Source organism: Methylobacterium oryzae (assembly GCF_036441375.1).
Lineage (GTDB): Bacteria > Pseudomonadota > Alphaproteobacteria > Rhizobiales > Beijerinckiaceae > Methylobacterium > Methylobacterium oryzae_A.
This window is the reverse complement of sequence record NZ_MLCA01000006.1, coordinates 529,837-552,728: the sequence shown is the minus strand read 5'-3', so window position 1 is coordinate 552,728 and position 22,892 is coordinate 529,837. Positions and strand designations below refer to the sequence as shown.

The window sequence follows — 22,892 nt, the reverse complement described above, 5'->3', positions numbered from 1 at the left end:
TCTTCTTCAAGATGACCAACCCCGTCCAGACCCTCACCAAGTCGGTCACCGTCAACGACAACCCGTTCATGAAGCCGGTGGAGTGGCTGAGCCTCCTCCTCCTGGCCGGGGTGATCCTGGTCGTCCTGCCGCTGATGCTCGACGGCTTCCGCCTCAACCTCGTCGGCAAGTACCTCACCTACGCCTTCGTCGCCCTCGGGCTGGTGATCTGCTGGGGCTACGCGGGCATCCTCTCCCTTGGCCAGGGCGTCTTTTTCGGATTGGGCGGCTACTGCATGGCGATGTACTTGAAGCTAGAAGCTTCGAGCATCGAAAATACGAAAATCCAGTCGACGCCCGGCATCCCGGACTTCATGGACTGGAACCAGATCACCGCCCTCCCCTGGTTCTGGCAGCCGTTCAAGAGCCTGCCGCTGACGCTGATCCTAGCGGTCGCCGTCCCGGTCCTGTTCGCGATGCTGATCTCCTTCGCGATGTTCAAGCGCCGGGTCGGCGGCACCTACTTCGCGATCATTACCCAGGCGATCGCCGCGATCCTGACGATCCTGATCGTCGGCCAGCAGGGCTATACCGGCGGCATCAACGGCATCACCGACCTGCGCACCCTCCACGGCTGGGACATCCGCACCGACCACGCGAAGGTCATCCTGTACTTCGTCAACGGCGGCCTGCTGATCGCCTGCATCCTGGCGGCGCAGTACGTGAAGAAGTCGAAGCTCGGCCGCATCCTCGTCGCCATGCGCGACAAGGAGGACCGGGTCCGCTTCTCCGGCTACTCGGTGGCGGGGTTCAAGGTCTTCGCCTTCTGCTTCGCAGCCGGCCTGGCGGCGATCGGCGGCGCGATGTTCACCCTGCAGGTCGGGTTCATGTCGCCCTCCTTCGTGGGCATCGTTCCGTCGATCGAGATGGTGATCTACGCCGCGGTCGGCGGGCGCCTGTCGCTGTTCGGCGCGGTCTGGGGGACGCTGCTCGTCAACTGGGCCAAGACCAGCTTCTCCGAGAGCTTCCCGGACCTCTGGCTGTTCGGCCTCGGCGCCCTGTTCATCGCGGTCGTCCTGGCCTTCCCGAACGGCCTCGCCGGCATCTGGCGGGAGCACATCGAGCCCCGCCTCACCCGCCGGGTGAAGGGGCTGCGCGCCCCGCCGCCCGCGATCGTCCCGCCCCACGGCACTCCGGCCGAGTGAGTTCCTCCATGAACGCCGCGATCCTCTCCTCTCCCGTGGTCGGCGCCGAGGCGGCCCCGCCCGACTACCTCCTCGCCGTCGAGGCGCTCACGGTCTCGTTCGACGGGTTCAAGGCGGTGAACGACGTGTCGTTCTACGTCGATCCGGACGAGATCCGGGTGATCATCGGGCCGAACGGTGCCGGCAAGACCACGGTCCTCGACCTGATCTGCGGCCGCACCCGGGCCAGCGCCGGCTCGATCAAGTACAAGGGCCAGGAGCTGACCCGGCTCTCCGAGAGCGCCATTGTGCAGGCCGGCGTCGGCCGCAAGTTCCAGACGCCGTCGATCTACGACGACCTGACGGTGTTCGAGAACCTGGAGATCTCGTTCCCCCGCGGGCGTTCGGTCTTCGGCGCCCTGACCTTCAAGCGCGACGCGGAGGTCCGCGACCGCATCCACGCCATCGCCGAGACGATCTTCCTGAAGGACCAGCTCAAGGAGCGGGCCGAGTTCCTGAGCCACGGCCAGAAGCAGTGGCTGGAGATCGGCATGCTGCTGATCCAGGACCCGGAGTTGCTGATGCTCGACGAGCCGGTGGCCGGGATGAGCGTCGGCGAGCGGATCAAGACCGCTGAGCTCCTCAACCAGATCATCAAGGGTCGCTCGGTGCTGGTGATCGAGCACGACATGAAGTTCGTCGAGGACATCGCCCACCGGGTGACGGTCCTGCACCAGGGCAAGGTGCTGTCTGAGGGTTCGATGGAGCGGGTCAAGAACGACCCGAAGGTCATCGAAGTGTATCTGGGACATTGACGATGGCCTCGCTCCAGACCGCGCACCCGGCCACCGTCCAGGCCCCCCCGCTCGCCGCGATCCCGTCCGCGACGCCGGCGCTCGCCGTCGAGGACCTGCACGCCGCCTACGGCCAGAGCGAGGTCCTGCACGGGCTGACCTTCTCGGTGGCGCCGGGCGAGATCGTCGCCGTGATGGGCCGCAACGGCATGGGCAAGACCACGCTGATGAAGACCCTGATGGGGCTCGTTCCCGTCAAGGCCGGCTCGATCCAGGTCGAGGGCGCGGACATCGCCGGGCTCAAGAGCCACGCCCGGGTCGCCAGGGGCCTCGCCTACGTGCCGCAGGGCCGCATGATCTTCTCGACCATGACGGTGCAGGAGAACATCGAGACCGGCCTGACGGTCACCGGCGCCCGCACGGTGCCGCGGGACCTCTACGACATGTTTCCGGTCCTGCTGGAGATGAAGGGAAGGCGCGGCGGCAACCTCTCGGGCGGGCAGCAGCAGCAGCTCGCCATCGCCCGGGCGCTGGCGAGCCGGCCGAAGGTCCTGCTCCTCGACGAGCCGACCGAGGGCATCCAGCCCTCGATCATCCGCGAGATGGGCCGGACGCTGAAGAAGATCCGCGACCAGCGCGGCCTGTCCATCGTCGTCTCCGAGCAGGTCCTGAGCTTCGCCCTCGACGTCGCCGACCGGGTGATCGTGCTGGAGAACGGCGCCATCGTCCACGAGGCCCCGCGCGACGGCATCGACGAGGCCGCCGTCGCCCGGTTCCTGTCGGTCTAGGGGCGCAGCATGGCCGACTACGAGATCTTCGTGCTCGGCGACTTCGTGCTCCAGTGCGGCAAGACGCTGCGCGCGGCCAAGCTCGCCTTCAAGACCTTCGGGACGCTGAGCCCCGCCAAGGACAACGCCATCGTCTACCCGACCTGGTACTCGGGCCAGCACACCGAGAACGAGTGGCTGATCGGCCCCGGCAAGGCGCTCGACCCGGACAAGTACTTCATCATCATCCCGAACATGTTCGGCAACGGGCTCTCGTCCTCGCCGAGCAACACGCCCGCGCCCTGGAACGGGCCGCGCTTCCCCAACGTCACCGCCTACGACAACGTCCGCGCGCAGCACCGCCTCGTCACCGAGCATTTCGGCATCGAGAAACTGGTTCTGGTCACCGGGTGGTCGATGGGCGCGCTCCAGACCTATCACTGGGCGTCGATGTACCCCGACATGGTGCCGAGAATCCTGCCGTTTCAGGGCTCGGCGAAGTGCTCCCGGCATAATTACGTCTTCCTGGAGGGCGCCAAGGCGGCGCTCCAGGCCGACGCCGCCTGGGCGGAGGGCTGGTACACGAGCCCGCCGACGCGGGGCCTGCGCGCCTTCGGCCGGGTCTACGCGGGCTGGGGCCTGTCGCAGACCTTCTACCGGCTGGAGGCCGACCTCACCCACATGGGCTACGCCTCGCTGGAGGACTTCCTGATCGGGTTCTGGGAAGGCCTGTTCTACGAACGCGACGCCAACAACCTGCTTGCCATGCTGTGGACCTGGCAGCACGGCGACATCAGCGCGAACGACACCTTCAAGGGCGACTTCAAGGCCGCGCTCGGCGCCATCCGCGCCAGGGCGATCCTGATGCCCGCCTCGACCGACCTGTATTTCCCGCCCGAGGACAACGCCATCGAGGCGGCCGCCATGCCGAACGCGGAACTGCGCGTGATCGACACGTGGTGGGGCCACTTCGCGGGCGGGCCGGGCACAAGCCCGGACGACATCAAGGTCCTCGACGACGCGCTGAGAGAGCTGCTCGCGAGCGGGTGAGAGACGCGCAGCGGCGCGCGGACGGGGCCTGTGCCCCGGTCAAGTCAGGGAGCTGGAGACACGAGATGCCCGAGACGCTGATCAAGGTCGATCTCACGCAATCGGCCTACGACAACGACATGGTGCACAATCGCTGGCACCCCGACATCCCGATGGTCGCCTACGTGAAGCCGGGCGCCGACTTCATCGTCGAGACCTACGACTGGACCGGCGGCTTCATCAAGAACAACGATTCCGCCGACGACGTGCGCGACATCGACCTGTCGATCGTGCACTTCCTCTCGGGCCCGATCGGCGTCGAGGGCGCCGAGCCCGGCGACCTGCTGGTGGTCGATCTCCTCGACATCGGCGCCAAGCCCGAGAGCCAGTGGGGCTTCAACGGCTTCTTCTCCAAGAAGAACGGCGGCGGCTTCCTGACCGAGCACTTCCCGCAGGCCCAGAAGTCGATCTGGGACTTCGAGGGGATGTTCACCAAGTCCCGCCACGTCCCGGGCGTGCGCTTCCCCGGCCTGATCCATCCCGGCCTGATCGGCTGCCTGCCCGATCCGAAGATGCTGGAGACCTGGAACACCCGCGAGAAGGCGCTCTACGACACCGATCCGGAGCGCGTGCCGGCGCTCGCCACCCTCCCTTTCGGCCCGACCGCCCATATGGGCCGCCTGAAGGGCGACGCGAAGGATGCGGCCGCCGCCACCGGTGCCCGCACGGTCCCGCCCCGCGAGCACGGCGGCAATTGCGACATCAAGGACCTGTCGCGCGGCTCGAAGATCTACTTCCCGGTCTACGTGCCGGGCGCCGGCCTCTCCATGGGCGACCTGCATTTCAGCCAGGGCGACGGCGAGATCACCTTCTGCGGCGCCATCGAGATGGCCGGCTGGGTGCATCTCAAGGTCGAGCTGATCAAGGACGGCATGGCCAAGTACGGGATCAAGAACCCGATCTTCAAGCCGTCGCCGATCACGCCGAAATACGACGACCACCTGATCTTCGAGGGCATCTCGGTCGACGAGAGCGGCGGCCAACACTACCTCGACGTCCACATCGCCTACCGGCAGGCCTGCCTGAACGCCATCGAGTACCTCAAGAAGTTCGGATACTCGGGCGCCCAGGCCTACTCGATCCTCGGCACGGCGCCGGTCCAGGGCCATATCTCGGGCGTCGTCGACATCCCGAACGCCTGCGCGACACTCTGGATACCGACCAAGATCTTCGAGTTCGACATCAACCCGGGCGCCGACGGACCGACCAAGTTCCTCGACGGCTCGGTGCAGATGCCGCTCTCGCCGGATCTCTGACCCTCCGGGCGTCCGGTGGGCACCTCGGTCTCACCGGACGCGACCTGCCCCCTCTCCCGTGCGGGAGAGGGTTGGGGTGAGGGGTTCGCCCTTTCCGGAGAGACCTGATCCCTCACCCTGTCCCTCTCCCGCACGGGAGAGGGGACCCGCGCTTGACCCGCCCAGCGGTCTGATCCGGCAGCCTTTCTGAGAGCACCCCATGCCCGTCTACGACTACGCCTGCGAGGCCTGCGGGCCCTTCACGGTGATGCGGCCGATGGCGGAGTTCCGCGAGCCGCACGCCTGCCCGGATTGCGGCGGCGCGAGCCAGCGCGCCTTCCTCACCGCGCCGCGCATCGCCGGCATGGATGCGGGGCTGCGGGCCGCCCACGCCACCAACGAGCGCAGCCGTCACGCGCCCAAGCGCTCGGGCAGTCACGGGGCCGGCTGCGGCTGCTGCTCGCCCAAGAAGACGACCGCGGCGCCTGCCGCCGCCAAGAGCTTCCCGAAGGCGCGGCCCTGGATGATCAGCCACTGAGCCGCGCGCATCCGGGGAACGATCACGGTCAGGAGGACATCACGCCATGATGCACGGAGACATCTCGTCCAGCCAGGACAGCGTCGGCGTCGCCGTCGTGAACTACAAGATGCCGCGCCTGCACACCCGCGCGGAGGTGCTGGAGAACGCCAAGGCGATCGGCAAGATGATCGTCGGCATGAAGACCGGACTGCCCGGCCTCGACCTCGTGATCTTCCCCGAATACTCGACCCACGGCATCATGTACGACGCCGCCGAGATGTACGAGACCGCCTCGACGATCCCGGGCGCCGAGACCGAAATCTTCGCCGCCGCCTGCCGGGAGGCCAAGGTCTGGGGGGTGTTCTCGCTCACCGGCGAGCGCCACGAGGAGCACCCGCACAAGGCGCCCTACAACACCCTGATCCTGATGAACGACCAGGGCGAGATCGTCCAGAAGTACCGCAAGATCATGCCCTGGACGCCGATCGAGGGCTGGTATCCGGGCGACCGCACCTACGTGTCGGACGGGCCGAAGGGGCTGAAGATCAGCTTGATCATCTGCGACGACGGCAACTATCCCGAGATCTGGCGCGACTGCGCGATGCGCGGCGCCGAGCTGATCATCCGCTGCCAGGGCTACATGTACCCGGCCAAGGAGCAGCAGGTCGTCATCTCGAAGGCGATGGCCTTCGCCAACAACACCTACGTGGCGGTGGCCAACGCGGCGGGCTTCGACGGCGTCTACACGTATTTCGGCCACTCGGCGATCATCGGCTTCGACGGCCGCACGCTCGGCGAGTGCGGCGAGGAGGAGATGGGCATCCAGTACGCGGCCCTGTCGAAGTTCCTGATCCGGGACTTCCGCGCCCACGGCCAGTCGGAGAACCACCTCTTCAAGCTCCTGCACCGCGGCTACACGGGCATGATCAACTCGAAGGAGAACCGGCACGGGATGTCGGAATGCCCATACGACTTCTACCGGCGCTGGATCGAGGATCCCGACGGAACCCGCGACGCCGTCCGGGCCATTACCCGTCAGAGCGTCGGCACGGAGGAATGCCCGATCGAGGGCATCCCGTTCGTGGGAAAGGGCCAGGGTGCGCCCGACCCGGCGCGCTGATCACCGGAGGGGAGCCGCGCGGGGGCGGTCCCGGCCGGGCCTTCGACCAGGAGAACCATGGACACGACGCCCCTCAGCCCCACCGCCTTCCGGGCCCCCGCGGTGCTGCTCTCCGGCCCGGTCGATTACGACATGTACAAGGACTTCCGCCGCCAGCTCGACGCGGCGGCGGACCGCGACCTCGTCGTGGTCGAGCTGACGACGCTCGGCGGCGATCCGGAGGTCGCCCGGATGATGGGCGAGGACATCCGCTTCAACAGCGCGGCGGACCCGGACCGGCGATTCGTGTTCCTCGGCAAGGCGGCGATCTACTCGGCCGGCACGACCTTCATGAGCTTCTTCGCCCGGCCGAACCGCTACCTCACCTGCGGCACGCGGCTCATGATCCACGAGCGCAAGATGAACAAGCAGCTCCAGGTCGAGGGGCCGCTCACCACCTGCATCGACACCGTGAAGGCGACGCTCAACGAGATCCTGTGCTCGATCGAGATCCAGAACGAGGGGTTTTCGAACCTCGTCCAGGGCTCTGACGTGACCCTGGAAGAGGTGCTCGAGAAGGCGCCGTCCAATTGGTACCTCGAGGCCGAGGAAGCGAAGCGGCGCGGCCTGATCGAGGCGGTCATCTGAGCCGCGTCCTCGCGAATGCAGGGGAGCAATCCAGGGCAGCGCGGCATCGAGGAGCGTGGCGCGGCTGGATCGCTTCGCTCCGCTCGCAAGGACAGCGCGCCCTCAGGTCTGCGGGTAATCGGCCCCGAGGCTGGTCTCGCGCCACGCCTCGATCTCGGCGAGACGCTGCTTCAGGCGCGTCGTGACCGCGTCGTAGCCCCAGGCGCCCAGCACGAGGTGGCGCGGCGGATCCGCCATCTCAGTCACCCGGATCATCGCCTCGCCGGCCCGCACCGGGTCGCCGGCCTGGGTGCCGCTCTTCTCCGACGTCGCCTTCAGGCGCGCGCCGGCGGTCTCGGCGTAGTCGGGGATCGCGTTCAGGGTCTGCACCAGGGAGCGCCCGGCCCAGTCGGTGCGGAACGGACCCGGTTCGATGCAGGTGACGCGGATCCCGAGCGGCCCGGCCTCGAGGGCGAGGGAGTCCGAGAACCCTTCGACGGCGTGCTTGGTGGCCGCGTAGTAGCCCGAGGCCGGGAAGCCCACGAAGCCCGCCACCGAGGTGATGTTGAGGATGTGACCCGACTTCTGCGCCCGCATGACCGGCAGCACGGCCCGGGTCAGCGCGAACAGGCCGAAGACGTTGGCGTCGAACTGGGCGCGGATCTTGGCCTCCTCGCCCTCCTCGATGGCGGATTGGTAGCCGTAGCCGGCGTTGTTCACGAGCACGTCGATCCGACCGAATTTCTCGGTGGCGGCGCGTACGGATTCCGCGATCTGGCCCGCCTCGGTCACATCGAGGGCGAGGGGCAGGACGCGATCCTCGGCCCCGTGCGCGAGGTCGGCGACCTTGGCGCGGTCGCGCGCCGTCACCACGGCCCGCCAACCGCGCCCGATGACGAGCCGGGCGAGTTCGAGGCCGAAGCCGGTGGAGCAGCCGGTGATGAACCAGACCGGATCGCTGTTCTGCGTCATGGCATGTCCTGAACGCGTGTGGCGGGATCAGGGCGTCGCGGCCGGCTCGGTCAGGCGATCGACCGAGAGCAGGTAGGCGATCAGCGCCGTCTGCTCCTCGCGCGAGACGCCCGAGCTGGCATCCGCCCAGAAGGCGTGCCCCTTGCCGGTAACGCGGGCGATCCGCGCGGTATCCGAGGCGGCGTTGGCGGCGATCACCTTCGCCCGGAGATCCCGGTCGACCAGGGCGCGCAGGCTGTTTCCGGGATCGGGGGCGACGCCCCTGTACAGCGTGCCCGGGACGCCGAGCTGGCCCTCGGCATCGGGCCCGACCGCGACGCCGGAATCGTGCAGGTACGGCGCCGTCCAGGCCAGCCCCACGAGGTTCGGCACCTTGTAGCCGCCCTCGGTGCCGCCCTGCCCCCAGGCGAGCTGCACCTGGGCGAGCGCGTCGCCCGCGAGCGGCACCGGCACGATCACCGGATCGGTCGGGACCGGGAACGGCGTGTCGGTGGCGAACAGCGTCGGCGCCGTCAGGCGGGCCTCCATCTCGGCGCCCGCCCGCGCCCGGGTCGGCTCGGTGCCGATCTCGGCCTCCGGGACGATCCGGTGGTTGGTCAGCGCCGGCCCCGAATGGCAGGTCCCGCAGCCGGCCCTGTCGAACACCGCGCGGCCCGCGCGCACTTGGTCGGGATCCTGCCCGGCGGCGGGCGGGTGCAGCAGGTTCTGGAAGGCCGACATGGCGTTGTTGGCGTGGTTGACCGGCTCCCCGGGGACCGAGGTGAACAGGCCGTTGTCGGTGACGTAGTTGGTCGCCGGATAGGTCGGCAGGACCGCGTAGCTGTTCAGGCCCGGCGAGTCCGGGGTCGGGTCGACGCTGCGCAGCACCGCCGACGGGCTCCGGCCGCCGTCGGGCCTGTAGCGGAACGCCTCCGTGGCCGCGCCGCGCAGCACGATGCCGAGATACGTCTCCGGATCCATGCCGAACAGCCAGGGCGCGGCGGCGGCGAGCTGGGTCGTGTCGGAATTGGCGGCGTGGACGTTGTTGTTGAGCGAGGACAGGCCCGCGAAGGGCCCGATCGCCTCGCGCCCGCTCCAGCTGTAGGGCTCGCCGTGGGCCGAGAAGCTCGACGGGATCGAGGTCGGGTTGGTCACCCGGTCGGCCGACGAGTCGAAGCTGCCCGGCGGCCAGCTCGCGACCTGCACCTTGGTGGCCGCCTCGACGGAAGCCGCGTCCGGAAGCGCCGGCCCCGTCGTGGTCGAGCCGGTATGCTGCGGGTCGGCGGAGGACCGGGCGTCGGCCTCCGGCACGCTGGCGTGCATGAAGTAGGCCGAGGAGTTCTTCGCGAGCGCCAGCAGCAGACCAGCATTGAGGTCGGTGTTCGGCGCGCCCTCCACGACCTTGCCGGTTCCGGGATCGACCGCGGCGTGGCAGAGCGCGCAGGTGATGCCCATCCGCAGGTGGCCGCGGTCGGAGAAGGTCTTGATCCCGATGATGAAGGCGCCGCCCTTCGGCACGTCGAGTCCGGTGGGGACCAGCTCGCCGGTCCGATAGACGCGGTCGCCGACGCGCACGTCCTTGGCCATGGCGACCTGCAGGTTGTTGGTGCCCTGCCCGCCGAGCTTCGCCACCGCCAGGGCGACCGCGGTGGGTGTGAGCCCTCCGTCGAGCATGCCCATCACGTCGGTCAGGAAGACCTCGTTGCCGAACGTCTCCTGGTAGAAGGCCTGCCGCCCGCGCTCGACCATGGCGGGATCTATCGCCACGGCACCGCTGGTCGGCGCGAGCGCCTTTCGCCCGGCCTCGGTGCTGGTGAGGCGGTCGGCCTCCGCCCGCGTGACCCGGCGGCCGAGGACGTCGAAGGCGGTCTGGATCGGGTAGCGGTCCGGGTTCAGCAGGTCCGCCCGGTCGGGCATCGGCGCGTAGCTGAAGCGGCCGAGACTCAGGGTCGCGCCGCCTGCGACCAGCATGATTCCGGCGGCGATCAGGATGCGGCGTGGCCAACCCATGAAACCCGATCGTCCTTCCCGGCACCCGCCCGCGGAGGTGCGGGGCCGGAGGGCCGGGCCTTAAACCGCCGGGTACGGCCAGGGTTCACCGCGGCGGCCGGGACGGGGTGTCGCGTCCCGCCCCGACCGGACTTAAGTCGTCAGATCTGCACCTGCCCTCCATCGGCGAACAGCTCGACACCGTTGACGAAGCTCGCCGCGTCCGAGGCGAGGAACAGCACCGCCTCGGCGATCTCCGCCGGCTGGCCGACGCGCCCGGCCGGGATCTGGCCCGCGAGGTAATCCTTGGTGGCCGCCGCCTGATCGCCGCCACCGAAGAGCTCGTTCAGCCCCGCGGTCTCGGTCACGCCCGGGCTGATCGTGTTCACCCGGATGCGGCGGTCCTTGAGGTCGAGGATCCAGTTCCGCGCGAAGCTCCGTATCGCCGCCTTGGTGGCCGAGTACACGCTGAAGGCGGGCGTGCCCGCGCTGCCGGCGGTCGAGCCGGTGAGCACGATCGCGGCCCCGTCCCGCAGCAGCGGCAGCGCCTTCTGCACGGTGAACAGCACGCCCTTCACGTTGGTGTCGAATGTGCTCCGGTAGTGCGCTTCCGAAATCGCGCCGAGCGGTGCGAATTCACCGCCGCCGGCATTGGCGAACACCACGTCGATCTGCGCGTGCTTCTGCTGGACGGCGTCGTAGAGGCGGTCGATGTCGCCGAGATTCGCCATGTCGCCGCGCACGCCGGTGATCCGGCCACCGATCCGCCTCACCGCCGCGTCGAGCGCCTCCTGGCGTCGACCGGTGATGAAGACCGACGCCCCCTCGGCCGCGAAGGCCTGGGCAGCCGCGAGCCCGATGCCGCTGGTCCCGCCCGTCACCACCACAACCTTGTCCTGAAACCTGCCGGCCATCGTCGTTCTCCTTCGTTCGGCAACGTCTGCGCCGCTGGCTCGGGAGATGCCGCTGGAACGGTGATGCCGGTAGTCGGCAAATGTGGCACTCATCGTTCCTCTGGAGGAACGATGAGCCGGGCCGACCTCAACGACTACGTCTACTTCGCCGAGGTCGTGTCGCACGGCGGCTTCGCCGCGGCGGGTCGGGCTCTGCACCAGCCGAAATCGAAGCTCAGCCGCCGGATCGCGGCCCTGGAGACGCGCCTCGGCGCGCGCCTCATCGAGCGGTCCAGCCGGCGCTTCCGCGTGACCGAGGTCGGACAGGGCTTCTACGAACGCTGCCGGGCGATGATGCTGGAGGCCGAGCGGGCCGAGGCGCTGGTCGCGGAGGCGCAGGCGGAGCCGCACGGGCGCATCCGCATGAGCTGTCCGACGGGCCTCGCCGCGATCGTCGCTGCGCGCGTGCGCGGTTTCCTCGTCCGCTACCCCAAGGTGAGGCTGCAGCTGGTCGTGACCGACCGGCCCGTCGACCTGATCGAGGAGCGGATCGACGTGGCGCTGCGGGTCCGGCTCGACCTGACGAGCGACGCGTCGCTGACCATGCGCACGCTCGGATCCTCGCGCTGGATCCTGGTCGCCGCGCCGCAGGTCGCGCGCCGCCTCGGTCCCGACATCGCCGCGCTCGCCACGGTGCCGACCCTCGGCACACGCGACGATCCGGGCGAGGCGGAATGGCGGCTCGAACGCGGCGACGGCACGGTCTTCACGCTGCGCCATGAGCCGCGCCTGACCTGCAGCGACTTCGGCGCGCTCCGCGACGCGGCAGCCGACGGCCTCGGTGTCGCGTTCCTGCCCGACCACGCCTGCACGGACGCCGTCGCGGCGGGCCGGCTCGTCCCCGTCTACCCGGAGTGGCGGGGCCAGCCCGGGATCGTGCACATCGTCTTCACGACCCGGCGCGGGCTGCCGCCGGCCGTGCGCGTCCTGATCGACCACCTCGCGGTGACGTTCCCGAAGCTGTGAGCGGGGCGAGCCCTCTCCGCGCGTCTGGACCGCCTGCGCCACGGGACCGTTGCCGCACCGCGGTCGCGCCGCGCCCTAATACCCCCGGGCCGCGTCGACTCCGTCCGGCACGCGGCCGGTCCGCCGATAGGCCCGCAGGTTGGCCGCCACCGTGGCGGCGGCGGAATCCATGTCGGTCGGCCCCGAGATGTGGGGCAGCACCGTCACGCCGGGATGCGACCACAGCGGGGATTCCGCCGGCAGGGGCTCGACCGCGAAGACGTCGAGAACCGCGTGGGCGAGATGGCCGGAATCCAGGGCGGCGATCAGATCTTCCGCGACGACGATCGGCCCGCGGGCGAAATTGATCAGCGCGGCGGCCGGCTTCAGGGCGGCGAGGCGGTCGGCGTTCACCAGCCCGCGCGTTTCCGGCGTCAGGGGAACGAGGCAGACGAGGATGTCGCACCGGCCGAGCAGCGCCGGGAGGCCTTCGGCGCCGTGAAACGTGTCGAGGCCCGGCACCGCCTTGGGGCTGCGGCTCCAGCCGACGACGCGGAAGCCGGCGCCGGTGAGCCGCTCCGCGGCCGCGGTGCCGAGCGCCCCGAGGCCGAGCAGCCCCACCGTGGTGTCGGACGGCTTGCGGTAGGCGTGCGGGTGCCACACCCGCTCCCGCTGCTGGCGGGCATAGGCCGGCATGTCGCGCTGGAGATAATACGTCCAGGCCAGCACGGCCTCGGCCATGGTGCGGGCCATTTCCCGATCAACCAGCCGGACGATCGGCAGCGGCCGGTCGAAGGCGCTGACGAGCTTCTCGACTCCGGCCCAGAGGCTCTGCACCCAGACGAGCCCTGGCAGCGCCGCGACCTCGGCCGGATCGGGATTGGCCACGACGGCGACCCGTGCAGCCGTCCGGGCCGCGTCGTCCATGGTCCGGAACGGGATCAGACGCTCCTCGGGCATGGCCGCCGACAGGATCCGCAGATACTCGGTCTCCTGGTCCGGCCCCTTGCACCCGACCAGGGCGATTGCCTCCGCCATCCGCGTCCTCCGCACCGTACCGCTGAACCCGTCCACGCACGGACGAATCAGGCGCTGTGCCTGACGGGACCCGGATCGTCGAGATGGACCGGGCAGTCGATCGAGAATCGGCGCGGTCAGCGCGCCTCGATCAGGGCCGGGTAGACGAGGCGGACGTTGCGGCGATCCTCGGGAATCGCGGTCGCGGACCGCTTGCGGATGCTGCCGGTCGTCGCCGCCACCGCGGGCTCCGTCGGCCGCAGGCGCCAGCGCTCGGCCGCCTGGATCGCGACGCGGGGCTTCGGCCGTTCGAGATGCCGGTCCGCCCCCTCGGTCGGGACGGTGGCGAGCCCGGCGAGCGTCAAGGCGGTCAGGAGGACGTACCGGGACCAGGACCGGCGGGATCGGGCGGGACAGGAGGGCATGGCAGGGGCACCGCGTGGACCTCCCCGTTCTCCGCGGCGCGGATGAAGACGAAATCGAACCGAATCGATTTCCGACCCGTTCCCAACACCTGCCTACGGTCGCGGTAAATGCCCGTTGTCCAGGCACGGTAAACACTTGGAACGGGAGGACACGCGGACATGGCGAGCAAGGTCGAGGGGGGATCCGGGACGCCGGAGCGCGCGGAGATCGGCCGCGTGATCGACACCGACATCTCCGCGCGCCTGGACCGGCTGCCCTGGGGCCGCTTCCACGTGCTGGTGATCGTGGCGCTCGGCATCACCTGGGTGCTGGACGGCCTCGAGGTGACGCTCGCCGGCTCCCTGGTGGGCGCCCTGCGTCAGCCGCCCATGTCGTTCTCGGAATTCGACGTGGGGCTGGCGGCCTCCTGCTACCTCGTGGGCGCCGTCACCGGCGCGATCGGCTTCGGCTGGCTCACCGACCGGATCGGCCGCAAGAAGCTGTTCTTCATCACGCTCGCCCTCTACCTCGTCGCCACCGCGGCCACCGGCCTGTCGTGGAACATCTGGAGCTTCTGCGCCTTCCGCTTCTTCACGGGCGCGGGGATCGGCGGCGAGTACACGGCGATCAACTCGACCATCCAGGAGCTGGTCCCGGCCCGGGTCCGCGGCTGGACCAACCTCGTCATCAACGGCTCGTTCTGGATCGGCGCGGCGCTCGGCTCGTTCATGTCGATCGTGCTGCTGAAGCCCGAGGTGATCGACCCGGCCTGGGGCTGGCGCGTCGCCTTCTTCACGGGCGGGGCCATCGGTCTCGTGATCCTCCTCCTGCGCACCTGGATCCCCGAGAGCCCGCGCTGGCTCGCGACCCACGGCTACGCGGCGGAAGCCGACCGGGTCGTCACCGGCATCGAGAAGCGCTTCACCGACGAGGGCGTGACCCTGCCGCCGGTGGACGAGAGCAAGCGCATGAAGGTCCGCACCCGCGACCACACCCCGCTCTCCGAAGTGTTCAAGGCGCTGTTCGTGACGAGCCGCAAGGAGACGATGGTCGGCCTGGCGCTGATGATCGCGCAGGCCTTCTTCTACAACGCCCTGTTCTTCACCTACGCGCTGGTGCTGGAGCGCTTCTACGACGTGCCCGGCAACCATGTCGGCTGGTACCTCCTGCCCTTCGCGCTCGGCTCGTTCCTCGGACCGCTGCTCCTCGGGCGGCTGTTCGACACGATCGGCCGGCGCAAGATGATCGCCTTCACCTACGGCATCTCGGCGCTGCTGCTGGCCGGCGTCGGCCTGCTGTTCCGCCTCGACGTGCTCGGGCCGGTCGGCCAGACCGGGGCTTGGATGGTGGTGTTCTTCTTCGCCTCGGCGGCGGCGAGCTCGGCCTATCTCACGGTCTCGGAGACCTTCCCGCTGGAGATCCGGGCGCTGGCCATCGCGGCCTTCTACGCGGTCGGCACCGGCATCGGCGGCGTCTCGGGCCCGCTCCTGTTCGGCAGCCTGGTCGAGACCGGCTCCCGCGACTGGGTGCTGTTCGGCTACGGCCTCGGCGCGGTGCTGATGCTCATCGCGGCGGTCGTCGGCGGGATCTGGGGCACGGCCGCGGAGGGCAAGTCCCTGGAGGAGGTGTCGAAGCCCCTGGCGGCGGCCTGAACGCCGGGCCGCGACGACGCTCGACCGCGCGCGGAGCGGAGCCGCCCGGGGCTTCGCTCCGCACCGCGTCCGGCGCCGGCGCGGCCGGTCACGCCTCCTTGCGCCAGACTTGCCCGTGGTACACGAACTTCGCGCCCTCGTTCGCCAGGGCCGCCAGGCCCCGGAAGGCGGGGTCGTGGACGGTGATCACGCTGGTCGGGATCTGGCGCATCATGGCGGCGAAGGGCGCCTTCTTCTCGAAGGCGGCGCGGAAGCCGCTCTCCTCGAGCACCTTGAGGATCCGGGGCGCGATGCCCCCGCCGATATAGACGCCGCTCGTCGCCAGGAAGGTCAGCGCGAGGTCTCCGCAGACGCGTCCGAGCACCCGGCCGAACAGCTCGAGCGTCTCGGCCGCGTGCGGATCGGTGGCGTTGAGCCCCGCCTCGGTGACCGCGGCCGGCTCGATCTTCTCGTGCGGCTGCCCGGTCCGGACATGGGCGACGGCCGCGTGCAGCCGCGACAGGCCCGGCCCCGACAGCACCGTCTCCACGGTGATCCGGTCCTCGACCCGCTCCAGGGCGTGCCAGATCTTCTCCTCGAAGGCGTCGGCCGGGCCGATATCGGTATGGCCGACCTCGGTGGACACGATGGCGAGATGCGCCGCGTAGGGGATCAGGGCGGCCGCGCCGAAGCCGGTCCCCGGGCCCAGCACCACCCGGGCGCCGCCGGGCACGGGCGGACACGGGCCGACCGGCGTGAGGTCGTGGGGCTCGATATCGGCGGCGCCGGCCGCGACCGGCACGTAGTCGTTGACCACCACCGCGGAGGAGAGACCGAAATCCTCCGCGATGCGCCGACCCGCGATCTTCCAGTGCGCGTTCGTCAGCTGGATCTCCGGCCCGTCGATCCGGCCGGCGATCGCCAGGATGGCCGAGCGCGGCGCCGGGCCGCCGCCCTTGGCGACGGACGCCTTGATGGCGCTCGACGGATCGGGATGGTCGGCGGTGGCCTCGTGCGCGAGGAGGCGGGGCTGATCGCCGGCCTTCTCGATCAGACCGAACCGCGCGTTCGTGCCGCCGATGTCGCCGACCAGAACCGGAAACTCGAACATCGCATCTAGCCCCTGCTCTCTGGCCCGCCGCGACCGGACTCGCGCCCGGCCCGGCACCGGCGATTTCATCGACCGCGAAACCCCGCGCGGGCAAGCCCTATTCGGCACCGGCCGCCAGTTCGGGACCGGGCGATCGTCTTGTCACGCGGACGGCCGATGCCCCCGAGATGCGTCTCGGCAAATCCGCGCCGGTATCCGCGACCGTAACCGAGGGCGCGGTCCGGGCCGATAGGGCGGACCCGGATCAGGGCTGATCCCGAGCGGTTGGGGCGGTTGAAAGCGAGCGCCGGAGGCAGGCCGACGAGCGGGAGGGCCGGCTGTGCACCAGCATGGAGAGCGCGGCGGCGCCGGTCAGGCCGGCGGCAGCGCGGCGGGATCGATCGCCCCCCCGGCGGCCCAATCCCGCAGCAGGGCGCGGACGGCGGCGGGGTCGGGCAGGCGTCGCCGGGCGACGGTCTGGCCGTCGCCGACGCGTATCGCGACGCCGCCATCCTCGTTGACCGACGCGAAGGCGATCTCGTCGGTGCGGTCGTCGCCGAAGAAGACGGGCGTCCGGCCGGCATAGGGCGCCTGCGCCATGAAGGCTCGGATCGCGTGGGCCTTGGTGGCCTGCGCGGGGACGATCTCGCCGACCGCCTTGCCGAGTTGCAGGCGGTAATCGGCACCGAGCGCCTCCGCGGCCCCCTTCACCAGCGTCTCGGCCCGCAAGGCGTCGTCCGGGCTCGCGAGCCGCCAGTGCACCGCCACCGACGCGCCCTTGTCCTCGATCAGAACCTGCGCCAGCGCGGCGGTCTCGGCCTGCAGGCGCGCGACCTGCCGGCGCAGATCCGGATGGTCCTCCGCACGGCCGCCCGTGACCGCACCGCCGACCCGGCGCTCCACGCCGTGGAGACCGGCCGCGTCCAGGCGCGCGGGCGCCAGGAAACCGTCGATCACCGTGACCGGCCGGCCGGTCACGATCGCGAGGGCGCCGTCGAGGCGGGCCCGGAGCCGCTCCAGATCCTCCACCAGACCGGGCTCGACCCGCACGGCGTCCGGCCGCGGCGCGATCTCGGCGAGCGTGCCGTCGAAGTCGAGGAAGAGGGCGATGTCCATCGCGGGCGATCCCGGGCTCGAGTGTCGGCGACGGGCTAGCACGGGCGTGCCGGACGACAAACGCCGGCCGTGCCGCCCTATCTGGGTTCGTACTGGCACGTCACGAGGTTTACCATGCGCGGATCGCCCTTCCGGCCCGTTCCTGATCCGGTCAGGCCCGGCGAGGAGAGCGTCTGGGACTATCCGCGGCCGCCGCGGCTGGAACCCGTCGCGGACCGTCTGCGGGTCGTGCTCGGCGGCCGAGCGATCGCCGAGACCGGTTCGGGCTTCCGCGTCCTCGAGACCTCTCACCCGCCGACCTACTACCTGCCGCCCGTCGACATCGCGGACGGGACGCTCGTGAATCCGCGGCGCGGCGGGATCTGCGAGTGGAAGGGGCAGGCGGTCCTGTTCGACGTGCGCGGCGGCGATCGTCTGGCCCCGGGGGCCGCGTGGGCCTACCCGGACCCGACCCCGAATTTCCGCGGGATCGCCGGCTACGTCGCCTTCTACGCCGGCCCGATGGACGCGTGCTTCGTCGGGGCCGCCCCGGTCTCGCCGCAACCCGGAACCTTCTACGGCGGCTGGATCACGCCCGGCATCGTCGGACCTTTCAAGGGCGGCCCCGGCTCGATGGGCTGGTGATTTCGTCCCTCTCCCCCACTACGCTTCCGGACCGCAACGCCGAGGAGACCGCATGAGCGCGCTGACCGAGACCGATCCGACGGGTGCCGGTTTCAGCCCGGAGGGTCTCGCCCGGATCGTGCCGTGGATGGACCGCCTCGTCGCAGAAGGCCGGCTCGCCGGCCTGTCCGTCACGGTGGCGCGGCGCGGCCGCATCGCCTTCGCGCGCGCCTGCGGGCAGGCCGACCTCGCCCGGGCGACGCCGTTCACCCTGGATACGGTGACCCGGATCTATTCGATGACCAAGCCGCTGACCTCGGTCGCGGTGATGCAGCTCTACGAGCAGGGCCTGTTCCAGCTCGACGATCCGATCTCCCGGGTCCTGCCCGAGTTCGCCGAGATGCGCGTCGCCGTGGGCGGCAACCGGGCGAAGCTCGAGACCGAGCCGGCCCGCCGGGCGATCACCGTGCGGGACCTGCTGACCCACACGACCGGGCTGACCTACGGCTTCATGGAAGCGACCCTGGTCGACGCGCAGTACCGCGAGCAGGGCGTCGACTTCCTGGCGCGCGAGGGCACGCTCGCCGACATGACCGCGCGGGTGGCGAAGCTGCCGCTCCTCGCCCAGCCGGGCAGCGCCTGGAATTACAGCGTCGCCACCGACGTGCTGGGCCAGTACGTGGCCGCCCTGACCGGCCGCCCGTTTGCCGACCACCTCCGCGAGGCGGTGATCGGGCCACTGGGCATGGTCGATACCGATTTCCACGTGCGGCCGGAGCTGATGCCGCGCTTCTGCGCCACCTACGCGTACGACCGCGCACGGCAGCTTCGTCTGTTCGACGATTCCGTCGAGACGGCCTTCGCCAGGCCGCCCGCGATCGCGTCGGGCGGCGGCGGCCTCGTCTCGACGGCGGCCGATTACCAGCGCTTCTGCCGAATGATCCTCGACCGCGGCACCCTCGACGGCACGCGCCTCCTCGGGCGCAAGTCGGTCGACCTGATGCTGGCCAATCACCTGCCGGGCGATCTCGCCGCGATGGGCACGCCGCGCTTCGCCGAGACCTCGTATACCGGCATCGGCTTCGGCCTGGGCTTCTCGGTGATGCTCGATCCGGCCCGGGCCCAGATCCTCGGCACGCCCGGCGAGGTCGCCTGGGGCGGACTCGCCTCGACGGCGTTCTGGATCGACCCCGCCGAGGATCTGTCGGTGGTGCTCATGACGCAGCTCGTGCCGTCCTCGGCCCTGCCGATCCGGCGCGAGTTGCGCGTTCTGACCTACGCGGCCCTGGCCGATTGAGGGCCGGCCGCGCGAGGGTCGGCGCCGCTCACTCCTCCTTGGGAGCCTCGGTCGCGGCCGGCTTCGGAGCCGGCTTCGCGCCGGCCTTGGCGGTCGGCTTCGAGGCGGCGGTGGCGTATTCGGGATCGCTGCGCGGACCGTTCGCGCCGTTGGTCGGGCCGGGGAGCTGACCGGGCGCGAGGTCGGTCACCTTGGACCAGGTCTGCGACTTGCAGAGGAACGCGATCAGGCAGCCGCGCACCGTCAGCTCGCCGGGCGTCTCGGTCCAGATGGTGACGTCGTAGGACTTGCCATCCTCGGAGTTGTAGATCTTGCCCTCGTAGTGGGCGTCGGCATTCGGCTTCAGGCCCAAGATCAGCTGGTGCCCGAGAGACGGCCGGGTCTGCTTCTTGGGATCGGGGTTCTTGAAGTCGATCCGCGGCTCGCCCTTGTCGTTCAGCGGAACCTTCAGCCACACCACGTAGCCGCAGAGCCGGTCACCCGCGGTCCCGCACTTCTCGAGGCGCACGCGCGCGCGGCCGTCCTCGGTGAGATAGGTGCCGCTGGGATCGGTCGGCGTCTTGGCCTGGGCCGTGCCAGCCAGCGCCGACAGCGCCAGGATCGCGAGCGGCGCAACCCGGCGACCGATCGATGTAAACCGCATACCCGAACTCCCATCCCTCGCGAGTCGTGATGGAGCCTTGACCGCCCGCCTCGCGTAAACCGCTTCCGCGCGCGGAGAGATCGCTCCCTCCGCGTCATCGCGCCCGCGCCGCACCGAGAACCGGGCGGCGTGCGCGTCATGCCCGCCCTCTCCCGCGCGAAGTTGTCCGCATCATGACAACTCAGCGGAGGTTTTGAACGGCGATCGATCTCGGGATATTGGGACTGAAGCGGGATTGACGGTCAGATCCGCGTCGGCGGAAGGCTTTGGCCGGGTCCCACGACGCGCTGCATGAGGGTCACGTCGAGCCAGCGGCCGTGCTTGTAGCCGACGCCCGCCAGGGTTCCGACGGGCGTGAAGCCGAGGCTCGCGTGCAGCGTGATCGAGGCGGGAGAGCCGCTGTCGGCGATGATGGCGACCAGGGTCCGGCAGTCGACCTGCTCGCTCGCCGCGATCAGGGCCGTGAGCAGGCGTCGGCCGACCCCGCTGCCGCGGGCCGATTGGGCGACGTAGATCGAATCCTCGAGGGTCGAGCGGTAGGCGGCGCGCTGGTGATAGGGCCCGGCATAGGCATAGCCTGCGACCGTGCCGCCCCGGTCGGCCACGAGATACGGAAAGCCGCCCGCGCGCAGGACCTCGAAGCGGCGCGTCATCTCGGCCAGCGTCGGCGGCTCCGTCTCGAAGCTGGCCGTGGTGGTGGCGACGGCGTCGCCGTAGATCGTCGCGATGGCGGGGAGATCGGCCGCGGTCGCCGGGCGTATCACGTCTTTCACGGCCGCAGGTTAAGCGAAGCCGCGGCGTTCCGGCAATGCGCCCTGGCCAATCCGGGCACGGCCCGTTCCTGGGACTCGCCGTGAAGCGGCGGCGGGATCGGCGCCTCGGCGCAGATCCCGCACGACTGAGAAGGCGATGACTTACTCGGCGGCGGACATCTCGGCCGTGAAGTGGCCGCACCAATCCTTCGAGGCGACGACCGGCCACAGCCCTTTCGACTCGGGGGCCGGCTGGCTGACCGGAGGATTGAAGCGGCAGAGGCCCTCGTCACCCTTCGCCTGGGCGCCGTTGAGCTTGTGATCGTCGAAGAAGCGGCAGCTTTCGCAAGCGGCGTTCGCGGAACCGGCCATCTGGTGTCTCCGTCGGGTGTCTCGGATGAAGGGACCGTCCTGGCGGCGCCCCCTCCACAGTTCTTAATTAGAATAGCTCGAAACTGAGGTCAACGTCCGCGACGCTGGCGCGGTGCCGGTCCGGAAGCGAGGCGGGGTGGTGACACGGGCGGTGGCGAATGCGCCGGCGGGGCTCCACGGTCGGTACGGGCCGGCCCCTGCTGCGCCAGCGCGACCCCGTGCTGAGCCCGAGGAAATCGGGCATTCCGCGGCTGGTGTGGTCCCGAACGCAGCGAAGCCGGATTCCCGCGGGGAATCCGGCTTCGGAGAATCGGCGATGACCCGGTCATCGCATTGGGGATCCGGCCCGATCGCCGTCGACGGTGACGGCTTCGGGAGGATCAGCCCTGCTTGGCCTTCTTGTTCGCGTTGTGGTGACCGACAGCGCAGCCCGCAGCCGCGCCCATCTTGCCGTGCCCGGCCATGTGCCCGGCAACGCCGCCGACCACGGCGCCCTTGAGGCAGCCCTTCGCCTCGGCGGGCGCGCCGGTGAGCAGGCCCGCGATGGCCAGGGCGGAAACGAGTGCGATTCGATTCGTCATCGAGACTTCTCCTGTCGTTCCTGCTGCAACGGCCGGGCGGGCCGACCCGTTCCGACCGCGCCGGGGCGGCGCCTCTCGCGGTTTCCGTCTCGGGGCGCCGTCAGCGTGCGAGCCCGGCCACGAGCCGCACGAGATCCGACTGGCGCGTCGCTCCGGTCTTGGCGAAGATCGCCTTCAGCTGCGAGCGCGCGGTCGCCGCGGTGATCGCGAATCGCGAGGCGGCCTCCGCGAGGGAGATCCCGCTCGACAGCGCCTGGGCGAGTCGCGCCTCCGCCGGGGTCAGCCGATAGGCCGCCTGGAGAATCGCGGTCGCGGGTGCGGGTGGGGTGCCGGGAACACTTCCGAGGAGCAGCGTGGTCGCGCCGGCGAACAGCCCGCGGCTCGGCCCGACCAGCGGCACGACGTGGATGACGATCGGCGGCCCGTCCTGTCGCGCCGCCACGACGGCGGAGATCGGCGGGCGACCGAAGGGCCGCGCGAGGGCTTCCAGCTGCCGCGCGGCTTCCGGATCCTCCGCGGTGAGGCGACCGCCCGCGAGCTTCAGGTCGCGTCCCAGCAGGGCGCCGAACGCGTCGTTCCAGCGGAGCGCGCGCCCCTCCGCGTCGAGGATCAGGGCGGCGCGGTCGATCAGCTCGAAGGCCTGTGTCAGTCCCGCGAGCCGGGCCCGCTCGACCATCGATGTCAGCAGGGCCGCGCGCTGCAGGAGGGGCGACAGGGTCGCGAGGCGCCGCTGCTCGTGCGGTTCGTATGGCCCCTGCTCGACGGTCCGCTGCAGCGACAGGCACCACAGGCGCCCCTTCACGGCGAAGCCGATGCCGGCGAACCAGCGCAGGCCGCGGGAGGCCAGCAGGTCCTGGTAGAAGGGCAGACGCGCGATCTCATCCGGCGTGGTGAAGTCCTGATCGACCGCGATCCCGCGCGTCCGCATCAGCGGGATGCCGCGCATCCGATGGTCGTCGCGGTGCCAGCCCTCGTCGAAGTAGCGGCGAGAGGCATCGGCGAGCGACGCGGTACAGAGCGATTCGAGGCCGGTCCGGTCGGAGCGCAGCAGAAGGGCCCCCTCGCTGCCGGAAGCCCGCACCGCGCGCTCGGCCAGGTCCTGCCAGCGCGCGGGGTCGACCACCGCCTCCTCGAGATCCTCCCGGAACCCGGCCTCGAGGTCGTCGTGCAGGCGGGCGAAGAGATCCGGCCTCACGCCCGACATGTCGCGCGTCTCCCACATGACGGATACGGCCGCCCGGCGGCGGCGCTCA

General features: G+C 70.3%; 24 protein-coding genes. 12 read left to right on the top strand and 12 right to left on the bottom strand.

Features of this window, described 5'->3' with window-relative positions:
- The first annotated feature begins 11 nt into the window (after window positions 1–11).
- The 8 genes from urtC to MOTC310_RS13160 all read left to right on the top strand — a co-directional run bounded on the left by urtC (window position 12) and on the right by MOTC310_RS13160 (window position 7,315).
- A complete protein-coding gene (gene urtC / locus MOTC310_RS13195; RefSeq protein WP_331293446.1) occupies window positions 12–1,184 on the top strand; it encodes an urea ABC transporter permease subunit UrtC in 1,173 nt (390 codons plus the stop codon).
- An 8-nt stretch (window positions 1,185–1,192) separates the two neighbouring features.
- A complete protein-coding gene (gene urtD, locus MOTC310_RS13190) occupies window positions 1,193–1,978 on the top strand; it encodes an urea ABC transporter ATP-binding protein UrtD (protein ID WP_091785770.1) in 786 nt (261 codons plus the stop codon).
- A gap of 2 nt (window positions 1,979–1,980) precedes the next feature.
- Complete coding sequence (gene urtE, locus MOTC310_RS13185) at window positions 1,981–2,745, top strand: urea ABC transporter ATP-binding subunit UrtE (RefSeq protein ID WP_331302078.1); 765 nt, start codon at window positions 1,981–1,983, stop codon at window positions 2,743–2,745.
- A gap of 9 nt (window positions 2,746–2,754) precedes the next feature.
- On the top strand, window positions 2,755–3,774 hold the full coding sequence (locus tag MOTC310_RS13180; RefSeq protein WP_331302077.1) for an alpha/beta fold hydrolase: 1,020 nt from the start codon (window positions 2,755–2,757) through the stop codon (window positions 3,772–3,774).
- 65 nt (window positions 3,775–3,839) lie between these two features.
- Entirely contained in the window at window positions 3,840–5,069 is a 1,230-nt protein-coding gene (fmdA, locus tag MOTC310_RS13175; protein WP_103984884.1) for a formamidase, read from the top strand.
- Window positions 5,070–5,268: 199 nt separating this feature from the next.
- The gene (locus MOTC310_RS13170; RefSeq protein WP_331302076.1) at window positions 5,269–5,586 is read left to right on the top strand and encodes an FmdB family zinc ribbon protein; all 318 of its coding nucleotides are present in this window, start codon (window positions 5,269–5,271) and stop codon (window positions 5,584–5,586) included.
- Window positions 5,587–5,632: 46 nt separating this feature from the next.
- The gene (locus MOTC310_RS13165) at window positions 5,633–6,688 is read left to right on the top strand and encodes an aliphatic amidase (protein ID WP_331302075.1); all 1,056 of its coding nucleotides are present in this window, start codon (window positions 5,633–5,635) and stop codon (window positions 6,686–6,688) included.
- Window positions 6,689–6,745: 57 nt separating this feature from the next.
- On the top strand, window positions 6,746–7,315 hold the full coding sequence (locus MOTC310_RS13160; RefSeq protein ID WP_331302074.1) for a ClpP family protease: 570 nt from the start codon (window positions 6,746–6,748) through the stop codon (window positions 7,313–7,315).
- Between the two features lie 102 nt (window positions 7,316–7,417).
- On the opposite strand, the gene MOTC310_RS13155 is transcribed toward MOTC310_RS13160, so the two are convergent.
- From MOTC310_RS13155 to MOTC310_RS13145, 3 genes are all read right to left on the bottom strand, one after another.
- Window positions 7,418–8,266 (bottom strand): oxidoreductase, encoded by an 849-nt coding sequence (locus tag MOTC310_RS13155; protein WP_331302073.1) that lies wholly within the window; start codon window positions 8,264–8,266, stop codon window positions 7,418–7,420.
- Between the two features lie 27 nt (window positions 8,267–8,293).
- On the bottom strand, window positions 8,294–10,255 hold the full coding sequence (locus MOTC310_RS13150; protein WP_331302072.1) for a cytochrome C oxidase Cbb3: 1,962 nt from the start codon (window positions 10,253–10,255) through the stop codon (window positions 8,294–8,296).
- A 140-nt stretch (window positions 10,256–10,395) separates the two neighbouring features.
- Window positions 10,396–11,148, bottom strand: a complete 753-nt coding sequence (locus tag MOTC310_RS13145) for an SDR family NAD(P)-dependent oxidoreductase (protein ID WP_331302071.1) — start codon at window positions 11,146–11,148, stop codon at window positions 10,396–10,398.
- Between the two features lie 111 nt (window positions 11,149–11,259).
- Between MOTC310_RS13145 and MOTC310_RS13140 the strand changes: the two genes are divergently transcribed.
- Window positions 11,260–12,153 carry a LysR family transcriptional regulator gene (locus MOTC310_RS13140; protein WP_331302070.1) on the top strand — a complete coding sequence of 298 codons (894 nt, stop codon included), beginning with the start codon at window positions 11,260–11,262 and terminating at the stop codon, window positions 12,151–12,153.
- Window positions 12,154–12,228: 75 nt separating this feature from the next.
- On the opposite strand, the gene MOTC310_RS13135 is transcribed toward MOTC310_RS13140, so the two are convergent.
- Complete coding sequence (locus tag MOTC310_RS13135; protein WP_331293454.1) at window positions 12,229–13,170, bottom strand: 2-hydroxyacid dehydrogenase; 942 nt, start codon at window positions 13,168–13,170, stop codon at window positions 12,229–12,231.
- Window positions 13,171–13,286: 116 nt separating this feature from the next.
- The gene (locus MOTC310_RS13130) at window positions 13,287–13,574 is read right to left on the bottom strand and encodes a hypothetical protein (protein ID WP_331293455.1); all 288 of its coding nucleotides are present in this window, start codon (window positions 13,572–13,574) and stop codon (window positions 13,287–13,289) included.
- A 159-nt stretch (window positions 13,575–13,733) separates the two neighbouring features.
- Here MOTC310_RS13130 and MOTC310_RS13125 point away from each other — a divergent pair, with 159 nt between their 5' ends.
- Window positions 13,734–15,206 (top strand): MFS transporter, encoded by a 1,473-nt coding sequence (locus tag MOTC310_RS13125; protein ID WP_331293456.1) that lies wholly within the window; start codon window positions 13,734–13,736, stop codon window positions 15,204–15,206.
- An 88-nt stretch (window positions 15,207–15,294) separates the two neighbouring features.
- Here MOTC310_RS13125 and MOTC310_RS13120 read toward each other — a convergent pair whose 3' ends face one another.
- Together MOTC310_RS13120 and otsB are read right to left on the bottom strand one after the other, a co-directional pair.
- Complete coding sequence (locus MOTC310_RS13120; RefSeq protein ID WP_331293457.1) at window positions 15,295–16,296, bottom strand: glucokinase; 1,002 nt, start codon at window positions 16,294–16,296, stop codon at window positions 15,295–15,297.
- A gap of 351 nt (window positions 16,297–16,647) precedes the next feature.
- The gene (gene otsB / locus MOTC310_RS13115) at window positions 16,648–17,391 is read right to left on the bottom strand and encodes a trehalose-phosphatase (RefSeq protein ID WP_331293458.1); all 744 of its coding nucleotides are present in this window, start codon (window positions 17,389–17,391) and stop codon (window positions 16,648–16,650) included.
- Between the two features lie 114 nt (window positions 17,392–17,505).
- On the opposite strand from otsB, the gene MOTC310_RS13110 reads away from it, so the two are divergent.
- Window positions 17,506–18,015 carry a DUF427 domain-containing protein gene (locus tag MOTC310_RS13110; RefSeq protein ID WP_331302069.1) on the top strand — a complete coding sequence of 170 codons (510 nt, stop codon included), beginning with the start codon at window positions 17,506–17,508 and terminating at the stop codon, window positions 18,013–18,015.
- 52 nt (window positions 18,016–18,067) lie between these two features.
- Window positions 18,068–19,291, top strand: a complete 1,224-nt coding sequence (locus tag MOTC310_RS13105) for a serine hydrolase domain-containing protein (protein WP_331302068.1) — start codon at window positions 18,068–18,070, stop codon at window positions 19,289–19,291.
- Between the two features lie 28 nt (window positions 19,292–19,319).
- On the opposite strand, the gene MOTC310_RS13100 is transcribed toward MOTC310_RS13105, so the two are convergent.
- The 5 genes from MOTC310_RS13100 to MOTC310_RS13080 form a co-directional block, all read right to left on the bottom strand.
- Window positions 19,320–19,934, bottom strand: a complete 615-nt coding sequence (locus MOTC310_RS13100) for a DUF2147 domain-containing protein (RefSeq protein WP_331293461.1) — start codon at window positions 19,932–19,934, stop codon at window positions 19,320–19,322.
- A gap of 242 nt (window positions 19,935–20,176) precedes the next feature.
- Window positions 20,177–20,707 (bottom strand): GNAT family N-acetyltransferase, encoded by a 531-nt coding sequence (locus MOTC310_RS13095; RefSeq protein WP_331302067.1) that lies wholly within the window; start codon window positions 20,705–20,707, stop codon window positions 20,177–20,179.
- A 141-nt stretch (window positions 20,708–20,848) separates the two neighbouring features.
- Window positions 20,849–21,058, bottom strand: a complete 210-nt coding sequence (locus tag MOTC310_RS13090) for a hypothetical protein (protein WP_012322376.1) — start codon at window positions 21,056–21,058, stop codon at window positions 20,849–20,851.
- A gap of 380 nt (window positions 21,059–21,438) precedes the next feature.
- Window positions 21,439–21,639, bottom strand: a complete 201-nt coding sequence (locus tag MOTC310_RS13085) for a hypothetical protein (RefSeq protein ID WP_331293463.1) — start codon at window positions 21,637–21,639, stop codon at window positions 21,439–21,441.
- A gap of 100 nt (window positions 21,640–21,739) precedes the next feature.
- A complete protein-coding gene (locus MOTC310_RS13080; protein ID WP_331302066.1) occupies window positions 21,740–22,843 on the bottom strand; it encodes a helix-turn-helix transcriptional regulator in 1,104 nt (367 codons plus the stop codon).
- Window positions 22,844–22,892: the final 49 nt, after the last annotated feature.